Source organism: Streptomyces rishiriensis (genome assembly GCF_003112535.1).
Taxonomy (GTDB): domain Bacteria; phylum Actinomycetota; class Actinomycetes; order Streptomycetales; family Streptomycetaceae; genus Streptomyces; species Streptomyces rishiriensis.
Map to the genome: position 1 here is coordinate 346,883 of NZ_BEWA01000005.1, position 18,449 is coordinate 365,331.

Here is an 18,449-nt window from a genome sequence, read left to right on the forward strand (position 1 = left end):
AGAGTGACAACGAAGTGAAAGCGTTTCACACACCGTCGGGCAGGTCCCCCGTGCCGGCGAGCTCCGCGGCGAACGCCCGCACGAGCTCGTGGAGGGCGTACCGGCCCGGGGCGTGCTCGGTGAGGAAGTACGCGTCGGCGAGGGCCGCGAGGAGCAGCCTGGTTCGGCGCACCGGCAGCCCGGCGAGCGCCGCGCCCGCCGCCGGGGTGAGGTCCCCGTCGCCGTGTCGCGGCAGCAGACGCAACAGCCGTGCGGCGTCGGGCGCCAGCGGCCGGTAGGAGTCCAGGAAGGCCGCGCGAACGACGGGAAGGGCGTCCAAGGTGCCGTGCGCCGCGCGCAGTTCGCCGGCGAGGGCGGCGAGCGGGAAGTCCCGTCGGCCGGCGGCACGCGCGGCGACGGCGGCCAGCGCCAGGGGGAGCCGGCCGCACCGGGCGACGATCTCGTCGACGGCTCCGGGCTCGGTTTGCGACCGCTGCACGCCGATCCGCGCGACGAGCGACGCGCGCGCGTCCTCGGTGCAGAGCGGTGCCAGGGACAGCGCCCGTGCCCCGGAGGCGACCAGCCCCGGAAGGGCCCGACGGCTGGTGACCAGCGCCAGACAGCCCGGTGCGGCCGGGAGCAGCGCACGCGCCTGCTCGGTGTCGGCGGCGTCGTCCAGGACCACGAGGACGCGTCGGCCCACGAGCAGCGTGCGGTACAGGCCGGCCAGGCCGTCCACGCCGTACGGCATGCGCGACGGGGGGACCCCGAGCGCCGCCAGCAGCGCGCGCAGCGCCTCGGCGGGATCCACGGCGGGCCCAGCCCGATCGAAGCCGCGCAACGGGACGTACAGCTGCCCGTCCGGGAAACGATCGGCGATCCTGTGCGCCCACCTCAGGACGAGGGCGCTCTTGCCGACGCCGGCCATGCCGCCCACCGACACGACCGCCGCGCCCGAACCGACGACGCCGTCCAGCCACTCCGACTCGGCCGCTCGCCCCACGAACGAGGCGAGCGCCGGAGGCAACTGGGCGGGCCGTACCGAGCCCGCGAGCCCCACGGCAAGGCCACCGACGCCTCCCTCCGCACCGGCGGCCCCGCCGAACCCGGCGACCGCGGGACAGGGGACGGCCGGGCGGGCGGGCGCGGAGACCGAGGGGCCGGAGCCGGCATGGCCGACGACACCTGCGGCAGGCGCGCGGGGGCCGAGGGGAACGGGGGGCGCGAGAGGGGAGGCGGGCGCAGCGGCAGGCGCCGACGCCAAGCGGGGACGCGTGGGGCCCGGCTGGATCTGGTCGGCGTGGGCGAAGTCGCGGTGGGTGACGGCGCGGTGGGTGACGTCCGGGTGGGCGCGGCGGGCGTGCGCGACTCGGGGGTCGGCGTCGTCCGGCACGGCGGCACCCCGCCCGTCGTCGCCTCCCGGCCGGGAAGAGCGGCCGAAGGCGACGGGGCCCAGGGCGGCGGCCCCGGAAGCCGGGAAAGTCGGGGAGGCCGGGAAAGCCGGGGAAGAAGCCGCGGGGCGCGAGGCGGCGAGTCGCGGGATCCCGGCCTCGCGGCCCCCTGGGCCGCCCGAACCGTCGATCCCGCGATCGGCGTCCCCGGCCACCGTGGCCGTGCGACCGACCCCGTCCCCCTGCCCGGGCTCGGGCTCGAGCTCGGGCTCGGAGCGGGCTCCGTACCCAGGTCCGGCAGCCTCACGTTCCGGTTCCGGTTCCGGTCCCGGTCCCGGTCCCGGGCCGTCGCTGTTGCCGTAGCCGTTGGCGTTGGCGTTGGCGTTGGCGTTGGCGTTGGCGCAACGGTCGTCGCCTTCTGGCGTGGCAGCCGTTCTCGCCCCGGCGGGCCCGGGATCGCGCCGTTCCACGATCTCGGCCGGCCGGCCCAGGGTCACCGTGGGGCCGGACCTCAGTGGGCCCACCTCCTGGCGCAGCACCCGGGTGTGCGCGGCCGTCAGCTCGGGGCCGGGGGCGACGTTCAGGTCGCGGGTGAGGCGCCGGCGGACGTCGTCGTAGGCTCCGAGTGCCTCCGCCTGCAGGCCGCAGGCGGCCAGGGCCAGCACGAGCCGGGCGTGCAGCGGCTCGTCGAGCGGGTCGTGTGCGGCGGCCCGGCGCAGAGCGGGCAGCACCTGCTCGGCGCGGCCGCACAGCAGGGCCGCGTCGGCCGCCAGCCGCGTGGTGTCCAGGAGTTCTCGTCGCAGCGCCGTGAAGTGGACGTGGGCGCGCACCGACTCGGGGATCCCCATCGCCACCGGCCCACGCCACTCCCCCAGCGCCAGGACGAGATGTCGGGCCGCCGTCTCGGCGCGTCCGGTGGCCGCCGCCCGCTTGCCGCGCCGGGTCAGATCGCGGAAGCGCAGCAGATCGACCTCGTCGGTGTCCGCCTTCAGCAGGTAGCCGCCGGTGCGCCGCAGCAGGCGCCGGCCGGGGGCGCGGGGCGCCAGCCCGGGTTCCAGCAGCCGTCGCAGTGCGCCGACGTAACGCCGCACCACGTTCGGCGCGCTGACGGGCGGCCGCTCGCCCCACAGCACGTCGAGGATCTCGCCGGGCGGCACGGGGCGACCCGACTGCGCCAAGAGCAGCGCGAGCAGGGCACGTTGCTGGGGAAAGCCGGGGTCGAGCTCCCGTTCGCCCCGCCACACCCGTACGGGCCCCAGCACCGCGAACCGCGTCGCCTCGTCCGTGTCCCCGGCCTGCCGGGGCGTGGTGTCAGCCGGCACCGGCGTGGCCGTCCCGTGCGGTCAGCAGGGCCTCGACCCGCTCGGCGTCGGGGTGCCCGAGGCTCCTCAGGAGGATGAGCGCCTCCTGCCAGGCGACGCGCGCGCCCTCGTGGTCGCCGGTGGCGACGTGGGTCTCGCCGACCCGGACGAGGATGTCCGCCTCCAGGTAGGGCACGCCCAGGTCATGCAGCAGGGCGAGGGCGTTGCGATAGCCGAGGAGGGCGTGCGGATGGCGGCCGAGGCGGTGGTGGGCGTAGGCGATGCTGTCCCAGGTGGCGGCCTGGCCGTAGCGGTCGCCGAGTTCCTGGAGCATGGCGAGCGCCTCGAAGCAGTGCTCCAGGGCCTGCCGGTACTCACCGAGCAGGGCGTGGTACCAGCCGACGGAGTTCAGGACGCTGGCCTGCGCGGCGCGGTCGCCCCGGGCCCGGAACAGGCCGAGGGCGAGCTGGTTGTGGCGCAGGGCGCCGGGCAGGTCCCCGCGTTGCTCGCACTGCCAGCCGAGGCTGCGGTGCGTATGGGCGCGGCCGGCGTCGTCGCCCAGGTCGGTGAAGAGGGACAGGGCCTGTTCCAGGCGGGGGACGGACCGTGTGTGCAGTCCGAGCCGGCCTTCCACCCGGGCCAGCCCGCGCAGGCCTCGGGCCTCCAGCACGGGGTCGGCGATGCGCCGGGCGGCGTCGAGCGCGGTGCGCTGCACGGCCAGTCCGTCGTGCCAGTGCCCGCGCCGGTCGAAGAACGGCTCCAGGGACCAGGCCAGTTGGCAGGCGAGACGTTCCTGCGCGGGGTGCCCGGACGCGGCGGCCGCGTCGACGACGGCGAGCAGCACCGTGTGTTCGGCGGTGAGCCAGGCCAGGGCCCGGTCGTCGTCGGCGAGGGGCTCGGGGTGCACGCCGTCGGGCGCGGGGGGCGGGGGCAGCGGGTCGGCGTTGGGGGCGAGGAGCCGGTCGGCTGCGTGGGCGGTGTGCAGGTAGTGGTGGTAGAGGCGGTCGAGCGCCGCGCGCCGGTCGGCCCCTGTGTGCTGTTCGTGGACGAGTTCGCCGGCGTGGGCGCGCAACAGGTCGTGGAGGGCGTAGCGGGCGGGCGTGGGTTCGGCGACGAGGTGCAGAGCGGTGAGTTCGGCCAGCAGCGGACGGGTCCGCCGGACGGCCAGGCCTGCCAGGGCGGCGGCGGCCGGGAGGGTGAAGTCGGGGCCGGGATGCAGCGCGAGCAGCCGGAACAGCCGGGCCGCCTCGGCCGAGACCGCGCGCGAGGACCAGGAGAAGACGGTGCCGACGTCCACGGTGGCGTCGCCGCGGGCGAAGGCGTCGAGGCTGCCGTGGGCCTCGTGCAGTTCGGCGGCGACGGCGGAGAGCGAGAAGTGGGGGTGGACGGCGGCGCGGGCGGCGACACAGGCGAGGGCGAGGGGCAGCCCGGCGCACAGTTCGCTGATCTCGTCGGCCGCTTCCGGTTCGGCGGCCACCCGCTCGGCTCCCAGCCGGCGGACCAGGAAGGCCCGCGCCTGGCCGGCGTCGAAGGGACGCAGGGTCAGGGAGTGGGCACCGTGTGCGGCGACGAGCCCCGACAGTTCGTCGCGGCTCGTGACGATGGCGAGACAGCCCGGCGAGCCGGGCAGCAGCGGCTCCACCTGGTCGGTGTCGCGCGCGTTGTCCAGCACGACGAGGACCTTCCGGCCGGTCAGCACACTGCGGTAGAGGGCGCTCTGCGCGTCCACTCCGTGCGGGACGCGTTCGGGCGGCACTCCGAGCGCGTCCAGGAACCCCCGGACCGCCTCGCCGGGTTCCATGACGGCGCCGGACGGGTCGAAGCCGCGCAGGTTGACGTAGAGCCGGCCGTCCGGGAAGCGGTCGGCGATCCGGTGCGCCCAGTGCACGGCCAGGGAGGTCTTCCCGACGCCCGCCATGCCGCCGATGGCGCTGATCACCACGGTCCCGGGCCGGGACGCGCCCGCGTCGAGCAGCCCGAGAACCTCGTCGAGTTCCGTCCGCCGCCCGGTGAACGCCGGTATGTCGTGGGGCAGTTGGGAGGGCACGGCGAGGACGCGCGGAGGTGCGTCCGAGGCGTCGGGAGCGTCCGAGGCGTCCGAGGCGTCCGAGGCGTCCGAGGCGTCCGGAAGGACGACGGGGCCCTGTGGTCCCATCGTTTCCTTCAGGCCCGTCGCGTCCTGCGGGCCCTTCGCGTCCTGTGAACCCTTCGTGCCCGTCCCGCCGGCCGTGAACTGCGGGTTCTGCGGGTTCTGCGAGTTCTGCGAGTTCTGCGGGTCGTCGGCCGGCGCCGGCGAGGGGTCGCGCAGGACGGCGTCGCGTGCCTCGCGCAGTTCCGCGCCCGGGTCGATCCCCAGCCCCTCGGCCAACCGCGCCCGTACGGACTCGTACGCCCTGAGCGCCTCCGACCGGCGCCCCGCCGCCCCCAGCGCGAGGACCAGTCCGGCCTGCAGGGGTTCGTCCAGCGGATGCCGGGCGGCGGCCTGCCGCAGTTCGGGCAGGACGGCCTCCGGCGTCCCGGCACGCGACGCGGCGTCGGCCGCTTCCCGCACCGCGGCGAGCCGCTCACGGTCCACCGAGGCGAAGACCGCGTGCGCGCGGATCCGCTCGGGGATGCCCACGGCGACCGGGCCACGCCACAACGCGAGCGCCTCGGTGAGGAGTTGCAGCGCCTCCTCGGGCGCCCGCCGGGATATCCGGTTCGCTTCGTCGCGCAGCGCGCGGAACCTCAGCAGATCCGAGGAGTCACCGTCCGTCACCAACCGGTAGCCGCCGGCGTCCCGCACCAGCCAGCGGCCCTCCGCGCGGGCGGCGAGGCCGGGCTCCAGCATCCGGCGCAGCGAACCGACATGGCGCCGGACGACGTTGACCGCGCTGCGCGGCGGATCCGCCCCCCAGAGGACCTCGACGATCTCGCTCACGGCGATCGGCTGCCCCGCCCCGACCAGCAGCAGGGCCACGAACGCGCGCTCCTGCGGCCCCGCGAGGTCCAGTAGGGCGTCCCCCCGGCGCACCCGTACGTCCCCCAGGACAGCGAACCGCACCGGCTCCAGCGGCACGTCGTCCTCCCCTTCGGCTCGTCCTCCCCGCCCTCGACCCTACGCCAGAGGATGGATTACCCAGAGTTACGGCCGCGGGGTTCCCACTGTTCAGCGCCGTGCCGTGGCGGAGCCCGCCCGCGCCCGCCGTGCGCCGGACGGCTGCCCGGGGTCCGGGACGGCTCTCTCCCGGACTCCGGGCAGCGCGGCCCGGCGGGTGTCAGCAGAGGCGGCCGGTGTAGTGGGCGCCCTGGATCCTGGCGGCGGAGCCCAGCCAGGTCCTGCCCGGTCCGACGCACCACTCGTAGTCGGGCGCGTGGGCCACCTCGACCTTGACGACCACCCGTGAGCCGTCGGACGTGCAGTGGTTGTAGAAGGCGTCGGAACCGGTCTCGTAGAAACCGCAGGGATTGGCGGCCGCGGGGCCCGCTGTCGCGGTCACCGCGCCCAGGGAGGCGAACACGAGGGCGGCGGAACCGATGATGCCGAGCACCGTACGACGAACACGCACAGCGGAACTCCTTGCCGGATGGGCATGGGGATGGGGGACCTGGGCCGGGCCCGGGACCGGAAAGGTCCGGGTCCGCCGGTCGGCGGGTTGCCTGCACCAGGATCGTCGCGGGCCCGCCGAGCTGACCGGACGTCACGCCCCCCTCACTCCGCGAAACGTTTCTCTGCTACGCCGTCGGAGTGATCCTCTTCGCGGCGGGGAGTCGACGGCCCTCCCCCTGGGCAAGGCGGCCGGGTTCACCCGGCTGACCGCCCCGAGTGGTGGCGGGGCGCGGCCTGACTGACGGTGGATCACGTCAGGCCGGGTCAGGTGAGCTGACGAGGTGTCGGCTGCCCGGTCGTGACGGAAGGACCATCAGATGCGTTCTGCTCGCATGATCCTGGCCACCGCGGCCGCGACGGCCGCTCTCGCGGTGGGCGCTCCCGGCGCCCACGCGGCCGACGGGGGCCGGGACCACGACGGCTCGTCCCACAGCAGGGAGGACCACTCCTCCACCGGCAAGGGCGACGACGCCTGGGCCGGCAAGCACGACAAGGAGGACCACGACGCACCCCACGGCGGGATGCACACCGGCGGCGGCGCGCTGACCGCGCTCGGCCAGGGCGGCGACCGCGACGGCTCCGCCGCCAAGGACCCCCGCTTCGACCCCGAGACCTACAAGGACCAGGACTGGCAGAAGGAGCAGGACGGCGGCGGCGAACACGGCCAGGAGGACCACGGCCGCCAGGACGCCTCCGCCGGCCAGGACGACAACTCCTGGAACGGCGGACACCAGGAGGACGCCGACGGCTGGAAGGGCGAGCACGACAAGCCCAACGGCGGCATGCACACCGGCGGCGGCGCCCTCGCCGGGCCCTCCCTCACCGCCGGCGGACTCGGCATCCTCGCCGTCGCCGGCACCGGCCTCTACGCCCTGCGCCGCAAGAAGACGGTGGGGGGTGTGGCCTGACCATGCCTGACGCGATAGCCGCCGCGGCCGTCACGCACCTCCGCGTGGCGGCCCGGCCGGCTCTCGGCCCGCCCGGCCCCTCCGGTCGCCCGGCGCGCTCCGTGCGCGAGCCGCTCCCGGACGGGTCGCCGGGCGGGTCCCCGCCGCCTCTGTCGGCGCCCCCCTCTGCGCCCGTACACTGACAAATCGTAGATGTGCGGGCGCAGTTGACCGGGGGGAGCCGCCATGTCGGGGGACCAGTACGACAGATACGACCACACCGTCCAGGCCCCGCCGATGCCGACGGCGCCGCCGCCGGCTCCGGCGGACGGAGTACGGGCCGTCGCGGTGGCCGTGCTCAACCTCAGCGGGCTGGGCCTGGGGTACGCGCTGGTGCGCCAGTGGGTCCTGACGGCGCTGTGCCTGGTGGCCACCGCCGCGCTGCTCGTCGTGGCGCTGCCGGCCGATCCGGACGGCGTCCCGGCCCTCGCGCTCGTCCTGTACGTCGCGTTCCTCGCCGCGGCGGCGGCGCACGGCGCGCGCGTGGGCCTGCGCACCCGGCTCTCGGGGCTTCGCCGCGCACCGCTCGCGCTCGGGCTCGGGCTGCTCCTGCTCATGGCGCCGGCCGGCGGCGTCGTGCTGTACGACGGCGCGCGGGACGAGGCGACGCAGCAGATGCTCCTCGACCGGCTCGACGAGGCCGACCGTCTGGTGGAAACCGCGGGCGCGAAGCCGTTCGACACGGCCCGGTCCGACTACGACAGAGCGCTGTCGGTCTACTCCGGTCTGCGGTCGGACCACCCGGGCTCGCGGGCGGCACAGCGGGTGCCGGCCCGGATGAAGACCTTCTACACGACGGTCGGCGCACCCTTCGCGCGGGGCGACTACTGCGCGGCGGCGGCGCCTCTGAAGTATCTGCGCACGGTCCCCAAGAGCCTGCCGGGGACGGAGCTCGGGGAGCTGACGTCCTGGCCCGACGACCGGCTGGCCACTTCGCTGTACGCGTGCGCGTCGGCGGCGCTCACGGCCGGCGAGGCCACCTGGGCGTCGCAGTTCGGGGATCTGCTCGCCACGTTCCCCGGGTCCGCGCAGGCCGGGAAGGTCGAGCCGGCCGTGGCCGCCGCCGTCGTCCGCACGGAGAAGGGCCTGAGCGGGGCGGACCCCTGCTCGGCGGTCGAGCGGCTGCGCACGCTGGGAACCCAGATCGACGGCTTGACGGCCGGACGCGAGGGCGTCGGCGACGCCCTCGCCAAGGACTCCGGGCGGGCCGCGGGGAGCGCCGACGCGGGTGCCTACACCTGCGGCGTGGACCAGTACCGGGACGGCGACTTCGACGCGGCGCAGAAGACCCTGACGGACTACGCCTCCGCCCACAAGACCGCCAAGAACACGCCCGTGGCGACGAAGATCGCGATAGCGGCGGAGATCGCCCAGACCGTGCCGGCCGCCGGCAAGACCCTGCCGACCACCCGCTCGGGCGGCAGCATCTCGGTGACGGTGCAGAACGACAGCCCCGACGAGATCACCGTCCTTTACACGGGCCCGGTCACCGGGAGTTTCACCCTCAAGGCATGCGGCAGTTGCAGGGGGTACTCCCTGGGCAGCACCCTCAACCCGGGTTTCAAGCCGTGCGGCGACAGTGGGAAGAACTATCCGCAGCGCACGATCAGCCTGCCGGTCGGCACCACGTACTTCCTGCACAAGCCGATGGGCGACAGCCTGGCCACGCCTGCCTCGGACACCGCCGAGCTGCAGTCGGGCTATGTCTACACGGAATGCGCCTACACCACGCAGCGCCTGGGATCGGGTCTCTGAACAAGGGGTGAAAAAACGGGGAATTACGGCTGCTGAAAAACCGTCACCCCGTGAATGCATGCTCCGTGGGGCGCACCTGACGGGTGATAAGGTGCGCCGGAATTCTCTTGTGCACGCCCCACACGAAAGCCTTGAGACAACGAAATGAACGACATAATGGCGGACGCCTCCCTCGATTCCTTCGTCCCGGGCGGCAGCCGCCGGCACCGCAGACCCGGCCGGAGCGGCGCCGGTCTGCGCCGGGCGATCGTGCTCGCACTCGCCGTCCCCCTCACCTCGGCGGCCCTGGCCGCCCCCTCGGCGTTCGCCGCGGGCAAGGGCGTCGGGACGACGGCCAAGGACACCGCGCCGGGTCAGGGCCTCGACGCCGACGACCAGCAGATGGTCACGAACCTGGAAACCCGGGTGTTGGACCAGCGGCTGGGCGGGAACGTCAGCGGCGTGGTCCTCGACTCCGCGTCCGACCGGACGCTGTGGGACCACAACGGCGCGACCGCGCTGATGCCGGCGTCCAACACCAAGCTCGCCACCGCGACCGCCGCCCTGACGGTGCTGGGTCCGGAGCACCGGTTCACCACGAAGGTCGTCTACGGCGACGGCACGCTGACCCTCGTCGGAGGCGGCGACCGGACGCTGACGAGCGCCGACCTCGCCGAGATGGCGAGCACCGCGGTCGCGGGCCTGAAGGCGGCGGGGCTGACCTCGGTGAAGGTGGCCGTGGACGACAGCCTGTTCCCCGAGCCGAGCCTGGCCAACGGGTGGAACACCGGCTACTACCCCGACTCGGTGGCCCCGGTGCGCGCGCTCGTCGTCGACGGACGTCACGTGGAGGACACGTCGCTCGACGCCGGGCAGCTCTTCGCGCAGAAGCTGACCGCGGCCGGGGTGGGCGTCGACGGCGCCGTCACCCGCGCGACGGCGAGCCCCGGCGACGCACCCGTGGCACAGCACTGGTCGGCCGCGCTGTCGGACATCGTCCACAAGATGATCAAGGTCAGCGACAACGACATCGCCGAGACCCTGCTGCGGGCGACCGCTCTGGGCGCGGGCCGCCCGGCAACCTTCGAGGGCGGCACGGAGGTCGTGCGCGAGGTGCTGAGCCTGCGGTACGGGGTGTCCCTCGACCACTTCGAGATCTACGACGGCAGCGGCCTCTCGCGCGCGAACCGCATTCCGGCCGCCACCCTCGCGGAGATTCTCGAACTGCTGACGGAGCCCCGCTACGCCCGCACCCTCGGCTCCATCCTCGACGGGCTGCCCGTCGCCGGCGAGGCGGGCAGTACCCTCGGCCCGGAGTGGGGCCGGTTCGACGACGTGAACTCCAAGTGCGCCGTCGGCAAGGTGCGCGCGAAGACCGGCACCCTCACCGGGGCCATCGCCCTGAGCGGTCTGACGCAGGGCAAGGACGGCAAGTGGAAGGTCTTCTCGTTCGTCGAGAACGGCTCCACGGCCGACGCGAACGCCATCAAGGACGCCATGGACGGCCTCGCGGCGACCGTCAACGGCTGCTGGGCCTGAGACCGGCCGGGCGCACAGGGCAGCGGCAGTACGCGGACGGGCCGGCTCCAGCGGAGCCGGCCCGTCGGCGTCCGCGGTCCACTTCACTCCACGCCACTCCACGCCACTCCACGCCACTCCACGCCACTGTGACCCATACCACAAGGGAACGGTGCCGTTTCGATGACGTCGAGGGCTACGCTGGCCATGAAGTGAACGAAACCGTTTCGTTCCTAAGAGGCGTCCGCCCCCACCGCATGGAGAACGACAGCCATGGCCTCCGTACTCATCGTGAACGACCAGCCCCTCCAACGCCTCGGCCTGCGCATGCTGCTGGCCGCCGAGCCCGATCTGACCGTCCTGGGCGACACCGCCGACGCAGCCGAAGCGGTCCGCCTGAGCGCCGCGCTGCGGCCCGACGTCGTCCTGATGGGAGGCCGCCGTCCCCGGCACGAGGACGTCGGGACCATCCGCCGCATCGCCCGGCCCTCGCACCTCACGGCGGTCGGCCGACCCGCCGCGGCGGCGGCCGGACCCCCGCCGCGGGTGCTGGTCCTGACCTCCACCGGCGACCAGGGATACGCCTACGCGGCCCTGCGCGCGGGCGCCGGCGGATTCCTCCTGGAGACCGCCACCTCCGCCGAACTGACCGCGGCCGTCCGGGTCGTGGCCGTCGGAGACGCCGCCATCACCCCCGAGCTGACCCGCGTGCTCATCGACACCGTCCGCCACGACCGCACCCCCCGGCCCGGCGAGCGGGCGATCGGACCCGGCGCCTTCACCCAGCGCGAACGCGACGTCCTGGTGGCCGTCGCCTCGGGCTGGTCCAACGCCGAGATCGCCGCCCGCCTGTCCATCGCCCCGACCACCGTCAAGTCCCACGTCAGCCACATCCTGGCCAAGATCGGCGCCCGCGCGCGGGTCCAGGCGGTCGCCTTCGCCTACGAGTACGGCCTGGTGCACCCGGCGGCCTGAGAGCGACGCCGTCCTGCCACGACACGGCCCCGCGCCTCGCGGGCGGGGTCGTGTCGCTGGGGCGCGCCCGCTAGTCGCGAGCGCGCTGGTGGACGCGGGCGAGCAGCAGGTTCGGGTCCTTCCGGGTGAAGTACGCCGCGCTGGTCACGTACACGGTCCGGCCGCGGACGGCCACGGAGGTGGGGTTGGACAGCCCGTCGCCGGGGGTGAGAACGACACGGTGGGTGCCGTCCGGGCGGACCAGCGCGACCTCGCTGCCGCCGGTCATGGCGGCGAGCGCGGTGTCGCGGTGCCGCTCGACGAAGTCGAAGTCGTCGAGCGCGTAGAGACCGGTCGCCCGGGTCTCGATCGCGCCGGCGGACCCGTTCTCGCGCACGGGGACGCGCAGCAGCGTCCCGGCGTTGGTGTTGGACACCCACACGGCGCCGCGGTGGAACCGGAGCCCGTTGGCGCCGACCTTGGCCGCGGGCCTCGGGTTGCGCGGCTCCAGCGCGGCTCCCGTGGCCCACGCAGTGGGTGCGCCCCCGGCGCGTGGGACGCGCCAGACGGTGCCCAGCACCGAGTCGGCGGCGTAGAGCACGCCCCGCCGCTCGTCGAGGGCGAGACCGTTGGGGAAGCCGGTCGGCGGTAGCTGGGCGATCTGCCGGGGCGTGCCGCCGTGGGCGGGGACGCGCCAGACGCCGGTCGCGGCGGTGCCCGTGGCGTAGTTGACGAAGAGGGTGCCGTCCTGCGCCCGGGCGATGCCGAGGACCACGGCCGAGCCGACGACGGGCGTGTGCGGGTTCGCCACCTCGGGCAGCGTCGCGAGGACCCTGGTCCGGCCCTGCCGGGTGACGTTGAGGACCTGCCGGGCGTTGGACAACGTCAGGTCGGCGGAGCCGTCCGGTTCCAGCGCGATGTTCTCCGGTGACTCTCCCCGGGCGAACTGGAGGTGAGCGACGACGTGAGGATCCGAGACGGTCGCCTCGCCTCCTGTGGCGGGCGCCGCGGCGAGCAGGCCGGCGGCGACGGCGACGGCGGTGACGACCGCCGGACGGTGGACTCGGGGCATGGGAGCCTTCCTTGTGGGGAAGTCGGAATCGCCGCTGTGCGGCGGTCGGACGACCATCTCGTCGCACCGGCCGCGGCGGCGGCAGTCGTGGCCGGGAGATCGCCCGCGTGGCCCAGGGCATGGACCCGCCTGCCGCTCACGTGGGTGAGAGGCATGCAGCAGACTGTGCCGTGAGACCGACACCCCTCCAGAAGGAAGCACAGCGTGATCATCTTCGGCACCAAGGGATACCTCTACCAGCTGGCGATACTGACACTGGTGTGCGGCCGTTGCGGCAACCCCGCCGCCCACACCCTCAGGAAGCGGGTCACGAAGTTCACGCTGTTCTTCGTGCCGCTGTTCCCGATCTCGACGAAGTACGCCACGCAGTGCACCTTCTGCGGCGCGGAGCAGAAGGTGACCAAGGAGCAGGCGGATCAGCTGCTGGCGCAGGGTGCGGGCGCGGGCCAGCCGTACGGCCAGCCGCAGCAGCAGCCGTACCAGCACTGACGGAGGACACGGGGGACGCCCCTCACCCGGGGAGTCCGGCCCGGTCGCAGGCGGCCCGGAGCTGAGGGGTGCAGATACGGGCGACCGTGTAGGCGCCGTGGTCGACCAGGACGCGCGCGATGTCGTCGACCGTCACCGCGTCCGCGGTGAGCAGGACCGAGGGGATGCGGGCGGTGGTGGGACTGTCGGTGGTCGTGGTGGCCCTGTCGCCGGGATCCTCGCCCTTGCCGACGGAGACCGCCATGGCGGCCACGGCGGCCGCCTCGTCCTTGAACGGCTTGTACACCGTCATGAACTGCTCGCCCTTGACGATGCGCCGCACGGCGTCGAGGTCGGCGTCCTGGCCGGTGACGGGCGGGAAGTTCGTGACGCCGGCGCTCTTGAGGGCGGCGACGACGCCGGCCGCGATGGAGTCGTTGGCCGCGAGGACCCCGCCGATCCGGTTCGGGCCGAGGGCCGCGATGGCGGCGGACATGTTGGCCTGGGCGTTCTGGGTGCTCCAGTCGAGGGTGTCGTAGGACCTGGCGATCTTCACCTGGCCGCTGAGGACGGACAGGGCGCCCTTCTTGTACTGGGCCGCGTTGGGGCTGGCCGGGTCGCCGTTCATCATGACGACGTCGGCTCCCCCGGCCCGCTGTTTCATGCCCTTGAGCAGCGCCTCGCCCTGGAGCCGGCCGATGTGCAGGGCGTCGAAGCCGACGTAGCCGGTGACCGGGCCTTCGGCGAGGCGGTCGTAGGCGATGACCTTCACCCCCGCCCGGTGCGCCTCCTGCACCGAGGAGCGGACCGCCCGGGTGTCGGCGGCGTCGAGGATGAGGACCTTGGCCCCCTTGGTGACCATGGAGACCATCTGCTCCCGTTGCCTGGTCACGTCGTTCTCGGCGTTGGCGTACTCGACCTTGCAGCCGGGGCACAGCTTCTTCACCTGGGCCTCGATCAGCGGCCGGTCCGAGTGCTCCCAGCGCGGGACCGTGCGGCTCGGCAGCAGAAGCCCCACGGTGAAGCCCTCCCGGGCCGGCTTCTGCTCACCGCCGCAGGCGGCCAGGGGCATCGTCATGAGCGCCGCGGCGAGCACCGCGACGACGTGCTGCCGGCGGATCATCACGTCACTCCCTCCGGCACGGCGATCTCGCTCCACACCTGTTTGCCGCCGGCCACCGGCACCGAGCCGAACGACTCCGACATGGCCTCGACGAGCAGCAGGCCACGGCCGCCGGTCGACTCCCAGTCGACGATGACGGGCTTGGCGGGCGCGCGCGGCGAGGAGTCGCTCACGCAGACGCGCACCCGGTCGCCGCGCAGGATCAGGTCGAGCCGGACCGGTCCCTGGGTGTGCACCAGGGCGTTGGTGACGAGTTCGGAGACGACCAGCAGCACGGCGTCGGCCGCCTCCCGGACCTTCCAGCGGCGCAGGGTGCGGGCGGTGAAGCGGCGGGCGTGCATGACGGCGTCGGGCAGCCGCCACACCATCCAGCCGGCCCGGATCGGACGGGTCTTCATGCCGTCGTAGCGCAGGAGGAGCAGCGCCACGTCGTCCTCGCGGCGGCCGGCGTCGCCGAGCAGCGCGTCGGCCATGGCGCCCGGGTCCGCGGGGTCGGCCGCGGCCAGTGCGGCGCGGGTACGGCGCATGCCCTCGTCCAGGGGCAGGTCGGCGGCCTCGACGAGGCCGTCGGTGACCAGGGCGAGGACCGTGCCGGGGGCCAGTTCGACGGCCGTCATGGGGAAGTCCGCCTCGGCGAGGATGCCCAGCGGGGGCCCGCCCGCGACGTCGATCTCCTCGGTGACGCCGTCGGGGCGGCGGACCAGGGGGGCCAGGTGACCGGCCCGGACGAAGAGGGTGTTGCCCTCCTCCATGTCGAGTTCGGCGTAGCAGCAGGTGGCGAAGAGGTCGGTCTCCATGGCGACGAGGAGCCGGTTGGCGTGCGAGACGACCACGTCGGGCGGGTGGCCCTCCATGGCGTAGGCCCGGACCGCGGTGCGCATCTGGCCCATGATCGTGGCGGCGCCGGCACTGTGTCCCTGGACGTCGCCGATGACCAGGGCCACCCGGTCCTCGGAGAGGGCGATGACGTCGTACCAGTCACCGCCCACCTGCAGGCCCCGCTTGGCGGGCAGATAGCGGGCGACGGCGGTGCCGCCGGGGAGTTCGGGCAGTCGCCGGGGCAGCAGACTGCGCTGGAGCATCGTGGCGAGCTCCTGCTCGGCGTCGTGGGCGTGGGCCCTTTTGAGGGCCTGGCCCACGAGGGCCGCGGTGGCCGTGAGCAGGGAGCGTTCCTCGGGGACGAACTCGTGGCGGCGCTCCCAGCCGACCAGGCACACGCCGGCCACCTGGCCCTTGGCGGGCAGGGGCAGCACGGCCAGTCCGCCGGCGCCGACGCCGGTCAGTCCGGGTTCGAAGTCGGTGCCGGCGGGCCACAGGTCCATCCGGCCGTCGCGCAGGGCGGCTCGCAGAGTGGGCAGGGCGCGCAGCGGCGCGTCGGGCCACTCCGTGCGCCACTCGGATCGCCACACCTCCGGCCAGGCGGTGGGCTGGGGCGGGTCGAGGACGGTGACCATGAGCCGGTCGTCCTGGAGCGCGGCGAGGGCCACCCGGTCGGCGCCCAGGGGCTCGCGCAGGGCGGCGACCACGACGCGGCCGACGTCGCGGACGGTGGCGGCGTCGTCGAGGGCGGCGGTCAGCCACTGGATGCGGGCGACGTCGTCGCTGCCGCGGCGCAGGACCGGGGTGGCGGTCACCACGCCCAGGACCTCTCCGGGCCCGTCGGGGGCGCCGGCCTCGACGCGGCAGCTCAGGCTCAGCCAGCGCATCTCGCCGGTGGGACCGCGCACCCGGAACTCCAGGTCCCGTCGGACGGAGGCCTCGGCGGTCGGCTCCAGGACCGACATCAGGGCGTGCATGTCCTCGGGCAGGGCGTGGGCGAGGAGGGTGTCGACCTTGCCGTCGAAGTCGTCCGGCGTGATGCCGACCAGGTCCAGGAGCGTCTCGTCGGCCTCGATCAGGCCGGTGTCCGGGAAGAGGACGAAGGAGCCGACGCGCAGGCTGCGCAGGGCGGGCGCGAGCAGCGGGGCCGGCGCGGGCGCGTCCGCGCCCGTTCGCAGGAGGACGGCGAGCGCGTCGGCGTAGCGTTCCAGGAACCGGCGCTGTTCGACGTCGAAGCCGTCGGCCGAGGCGCCCTGGACGACGAGGCAGCCCAGCCGCCTGCCGTCCGCGTCGAGGGGCAGCGCGCCGAGCGGGGTGCCGGCGGTGAGCCACAGGGGCCGGTCGGTCCGGTAGGCGCGCGCGGCGGGCGAGTCACCGGTCAGCGCCAGGCGGTCCGGCGGCCCGTGCTCGGCGGGCGCGTCTCCGGACGCGTCCATCAGCCGGAGCTCCCCGTCGCCGGGGGCGGGCGCGTAGACCGCGGCCTGTGCCGCTCCGGCGAAGGTCAGGGCCCGGTCGAGGCATCTGCGCACCGTACCTCCCGTCCTGCCGCAGGTGCCGACAGGTTGAGATCGGGGCACCCACCCACCAGAATCGCATATACGGATCAACCGAACATATCCACCTTATTGTCGTCATCGTCGTCTACGGCAGGTATCGCCCATGAAGGCCTGCATACGGGACACCGCCGCCGTGGTGACGGCCGTCTCCACCGCGATCGTGCTGGCGGCCTGCGGGTCGGACACGGGCGGCGCGCCCGCCCGGGAGAGCGGACCGCGCATCGGTCTGCTGCTGCCCGACGCCACGACGGCGCGCTGGGAGACGCAGGACAGGCCCCTGCTGGAGAAGCGGATCCGGGAGCTGTGCGCGACCTGCACCGTCGAACACGCCAACGCCAAGGGCGACGTGGCCCTCCAGCAGGAACAGATGGACTCGATGATCACCAAGGGTGTGGACGCCGTCGTGCTCGTCGCCGTGGACGCCCGCGCGATGGCCCCCACCGTCTCCGAGGCCCATGCCGCCGGCATCCCCGTCATCGCCTACGACCGTCTCGCCGAGGGCCCGATCTCGGGTTACGTCTCCTTCGACGGCATGGAGGTCGGGCGCCTCCAGGGCCGCGCGCTGCTCAAGGCGATGGGCGACAAGGTGCCGGGCGCCCAGATCGTGATGATGAACGGCGATCCCGGCGACCCCAACGCCGTCGCGTTCCGGCGGGGCGCGCTGTCCGTGCTCGACGGGAAGGTGAAGATCGGCAAGGCCTACGACACCCCGCAGTGGCGGGCGGAGACCGCCCACATGAACATGTCCGGCGCGCTCGCGGCGCTCGGCGACGGCGCCATCGACGGCGTCTACGCCGCCAACGACGGCCTCGCCGGCGGGAGCATCTCGGCCCTCAAGGCGAACAAGGTCGATCCGCTGCCGCCGGTCACCGGGCAGGACGCCGAACTCGCGGCCCTGCGGCGCATCGTCGACGGCGAGCAGTACATGACCGTGTTCAAGCCGTTCGGGCCGGAGGCCGCCGCGGGGGGCGCCATGGCCGTGGCGGCGGCCCGCGGGAAGAGCCTCGGGCCCGTGGCCACCGGCGAGGTGCCGACGCGCGGCGGGCAGGCGGTGGCCTCGGTGCTGCTCGCCCCGGTGTCCGTGACGGCCGACAACATCGGGGACACGGTCGTCAAGGACGGTCTGCACACGGTGGGGCAGATCTGCGTGCCCCGGCTGCGCGCCGCCTGCGCCAGGGCGGGGCTGACCTGACCCGACCCGCGGACCGAGGAGTTGGTTTCCGTGCCGGACCCCCCCTTGCTGGCACTGCGCGGGGTGTGCAAGCGCTTCGGCGTCGTCGAGGTCCTCACGGACATCGAGCTGGAGATCCACTCCGGGCAGGTCGTCGCTCTCCTCGGGGACAACGGGGCCGGCAAGTCCACCCTGGTCAAGGCGATCTCCGGGGTCGCCCCGGCCGAGCGGGGCGTCATCGAGTGGCGGGGCCGGCCGGTCCACATCCGGCGTCCGCACGACGCCCGGGACCTGGGCATCGCCGCCGTCTACCAGGACCTCGCCCTGTGCGGGAACCTCGACGTCGTCGGGAACCTGTTCCTGGGCCGGGAGATCCGCCGGTTCGGGTTCCTGGACGAGGTGGAGATGGAGCGCCGCACCCGGCAGCTGCTGGAACGGCTGACCCGGGGGCTGCCCGATCTGCGCGGCCCCGTCGTGTCGCTCTCCAGCGGCCAGCGGCAGACGGTCGCCATCGCGCGCTCGCTCCTGGGTGACCCCCGGGTGCTCCTCCTGGACGAACCGACGGCCGCGCTGGGCTTCGAGCAGACCACCGAGGTCCTCGACCTGGTAGACCGGTTGCGGGACCGCGGTCTCGGCGTTCTGCTCATCAGCCACAACATGGGCGACGTGAAAGCACTCGCGGACCGCGCCGTGGTCCTGCGGCTGGGTCGCAACAACGGCTTCTTCGATGTGAACACCGCGTCCCAGGAGCAGATCGTCTCGTCCATCACCGGCGCCACGGAGAACGTGCCCCGCCGGCCGGCCGGCCGGGAGGCGGGGTGGTGAAG

Annotated in this window: 13 protein-coding genes; 7 read left to right on the top strand and 6 right to left on the bottom strand. The window is 74.2% G+C overall.

The genetic code is table 11. The features are described from left to right. Positions 1–25: 25 nt before the first annotated feature. The 3 genes from Sri02f_RS42655 to Sri02f_RS09895 all read right to left on the bottom strand — a co-directional run bounded on the left by Sri02f_RS42655 (position 26) and on the right by Sri02f_RS09895 (position 6,219). Positions 26–2,692 (bottom strand): AfsR/SARP family transcriptional regulator, encoded by a 2,667-nt coding sequence (locus Sri02f_RS42655; RefSeq protein ID WP_245970579.1) that lies wholly within the window; start codon positions 2,690–2,692, stop codon positions 26–28. After that, positions 2,682–5,729, bottom strand: coding sequence for an AfsR/SARP family transcriptional regulator (locus Sri02f_RS09890; RefSeq protein ID WP_109000708.1), 3,048 nt, complete (start codon positions 5,727–5,729; stop codon positions 2,682–2,684). Before Sri02f_RS09890 ends, Sri02f_RS42655 begins: the two co-directional genes overlap by 11 nt. A 199-nt stretch (positions 5,730–5,928) precedes the next feature. Continuing rightward, positions 5,929–6,219, bottom strand: a complete 291-nt coding sequence (locus Sri02f_RS09895) for a DUF6355 family natural product biosynthesis protein (protein WP_109000709.1) — start codon at positions 6,217–6,219, stop codon at positions 5,929–5,931. A 358-nt stretch (positions 6,220–6,577) separates the two neighbouring features. Here Sri02f_RS09895 and Sri02f_RS09900 point away from each other — a divergent pair, with 358 nt between their 5' ends. The 4 genes from Sri02f_RS09900 (at position 6,578) to Sri02f_RS09915 (ending at position 11,434) form a co-directional block, all read left to right on the top strand. Beyond that, a complete protein-coding gene (locus Sri02f_RS09900; protein WP_109000710.1) occupies positions 6,578–7,168 on the top strand; it encodes a hypothetical protein in 591 nt (196 codons plus the stop codon). Positions 7,169–7,393: 225 nt separating this feature from the next. Next, on the top strand, positions 7,394–8,962 hold the full coding sequence (locus tag Sri02f_RS09905; protein ID WP_109000711.1) for a hypothetical protein: 1,569 nt from the start codon (positions 7,394–7,396) through the stop codon (positions 8,960–8,962). Positions 8,963–9,106: 144 nt separating this feature from the next. Further along, complete coding sequence (dacB, locus tag Sri02f_RS09910; RefSeq protein ID WP_109000712.1) at positions 9,107–10,480, top strand: D-alanyl-D-alanine carboxypeptidase/D-alanyl-D-alanine endopeptidase; 1,374 nt, start codon at positions 9,107–9,109, stop codon at positions 10,478–10,480. A 252-nt stretch (positions 10,481–10,732) separates the two neighbouring features. After that, positions 10,733–11,434 carry a LuxR C-terminal-related transcriptional regulator gene (locus Sri02f_RS09915; protein ID WP_109000713.1) on the top strand — a complete coding sequence of 234 codons (702 nt, stop codon included), beginning with the start codon at positions 10,733–10,735 and terminating at the stop codon, positions 11,432–11,434. A gap of 70 nt (positions 11,435–11,504) precedes the next feature. On the opposite strand, the gene Sri02f_RS09920 is transcribed toward Sri02f_RS09915, so the two are convergent. Then, positions 11,505–12,485 (bottom strand): SMP-30/gluconolactonase/LRE family protein, encoded by a 981-nt coding sequence (locus Sri02f_RS09920; RefSeq protein WP_109000714.1) that lies wholly within the window; start codon positions 12,483–12,485, stop codon positions 11,505–11,507. 204 nt (positions 12,486–12,689) lie between these two features. Here Sri02f_RS09920 and Sri02f_RS09925 point away from each other — a divergent pair, with 204 nt between their 5' ends. Then, on the top strand, positions 12,690–12,974 hold the full coding sequence (locus tag Sri02f_RS09925) for a zinc-ribbon domain-containing protein (RefSeq protein WP_109000715.1): 285 nt from the start codon (positions 12,690–12,692) through the stop codon (positions 12,972–12,974). Between the two features lie 22 nt (positions 12,975–12,996). On the opposite strand, the gene Sri02f_RS09930 is transcribed toward Sri02f_RS09925, so the two are convergent. Both Sri02f_RS09930 and Sri02f_RS09935 read right to left on the bottom strand, forming a co-directional pair. Then, positions 12,997–14,076 carry a sugar ABC transporter substrate-binding protein gene (locus Sri02f_RS09930; protein WP_167467518.1) on the bottom strand — a complete coding sequence of 360 codons (1,080 nt, stop codon included), beginning with the start codon at positions 14,074–14,076 and terminating at the stop codon, positions 12,997–12,999. Continuing rightward, entirely contained in the window at positions 14,076–16,424 is a 2,349-nt protein-coding gene (locus Sri02f_RS09935; protein WP_109000717.1) for a SpoIIE family protein phosphatase, read from the bottom strand. The genes Sri02f_RS09930 and Sri02f_RS09935 overlap by 1 nt, the downstream gene beginning before the upstream one ends. A gap of 130 nt (positions 16,425–16,554) precedes the next feature. Between Sri02f_RS09935 and Sri02f_RS09940 the strand changes: the two genes are divergently transcribed. Both Sri02f_RS09940 and Sri02f_RS09945 read left to right on the top strand, forming a co-directional pair. Next, positions 16,555–17,643 carry a sugar ABC transporter substrate-binding protein gene (locus Sri02f_RS09940; protein WP_109000718.1) on the top strand — a complete coding sequence of 363 codons (1,089 nt, stop codon included), beginning with the start codon at positions 16,555–16,557 and terminating at the stop codon, positions 17,641–17,643. Between the two features lie 21 nt (positions 17,644–17,664). Next, complete coding sequence (locus Sri02f_RS09945; RefSeq protein WP_373865082.1) at positions 17,665–18,447, top strand: ATP-binding cassette domain-containing protein; 783 nt, start codon at positions 17,665–17,667, stop codon at positions 18,445–18,447. Positions 18,448–18,449: the final 2 nt, after the last annotated feature.

Bases quoted from the DNA above. Each gene is read 5' to 3' on its own strand.
- Sri02f_RS09900 (WP_109000710.1), top strand. From the start codon at position 6,578: ATGCGTTCTGCTCGCATGATCCTGGCCACCGCGGCCGCGACGGCCGCT.
- Sri02f_RS09905 (WP_109000711.1), top strand. From the start codon at position 7,394: ATGTCGGGGGACCAGTACGACAGATACGACCACACCGTCCAGGCCCCG.
- dacB (WP_109000712.1), top strand. From the start codon at position 9,107: ATGAACGACATAATGGCGGACGCCTCCCTCGATTCCTTCGTCCCGGGC.
- Sri02f_RS09915 (WP_109000713.1), top strand. From the start codon at position 10,733: ATGGCCTCCGTACTCATCGTGAACGACCAGCCCCTCCAACGCCTCGGC.
- Sri02f_RS09920 (WP_109000714.1), bottom strand. From the start codon at position 12,485: ATGCCCCGAGTCCACCGTCCGGCGGTCGTCACCGCCGTCGCCGTCGCC.
- Sri02f_RS09930 (WP_167467518.1), bottom strand. From the start codon at position 14,076: ATGATCCGCCGGCAGCACGTCGTCGCGGTGCTCGCCGCGGCGCTCATG.
- Sri02f_RS09940 (WP_109000718.1), top strand. From the start codon at position 16,555: ATGAAGGCCTGCATACGGGACACCGCCGCCGTGGTGACGGCCGTCTCC.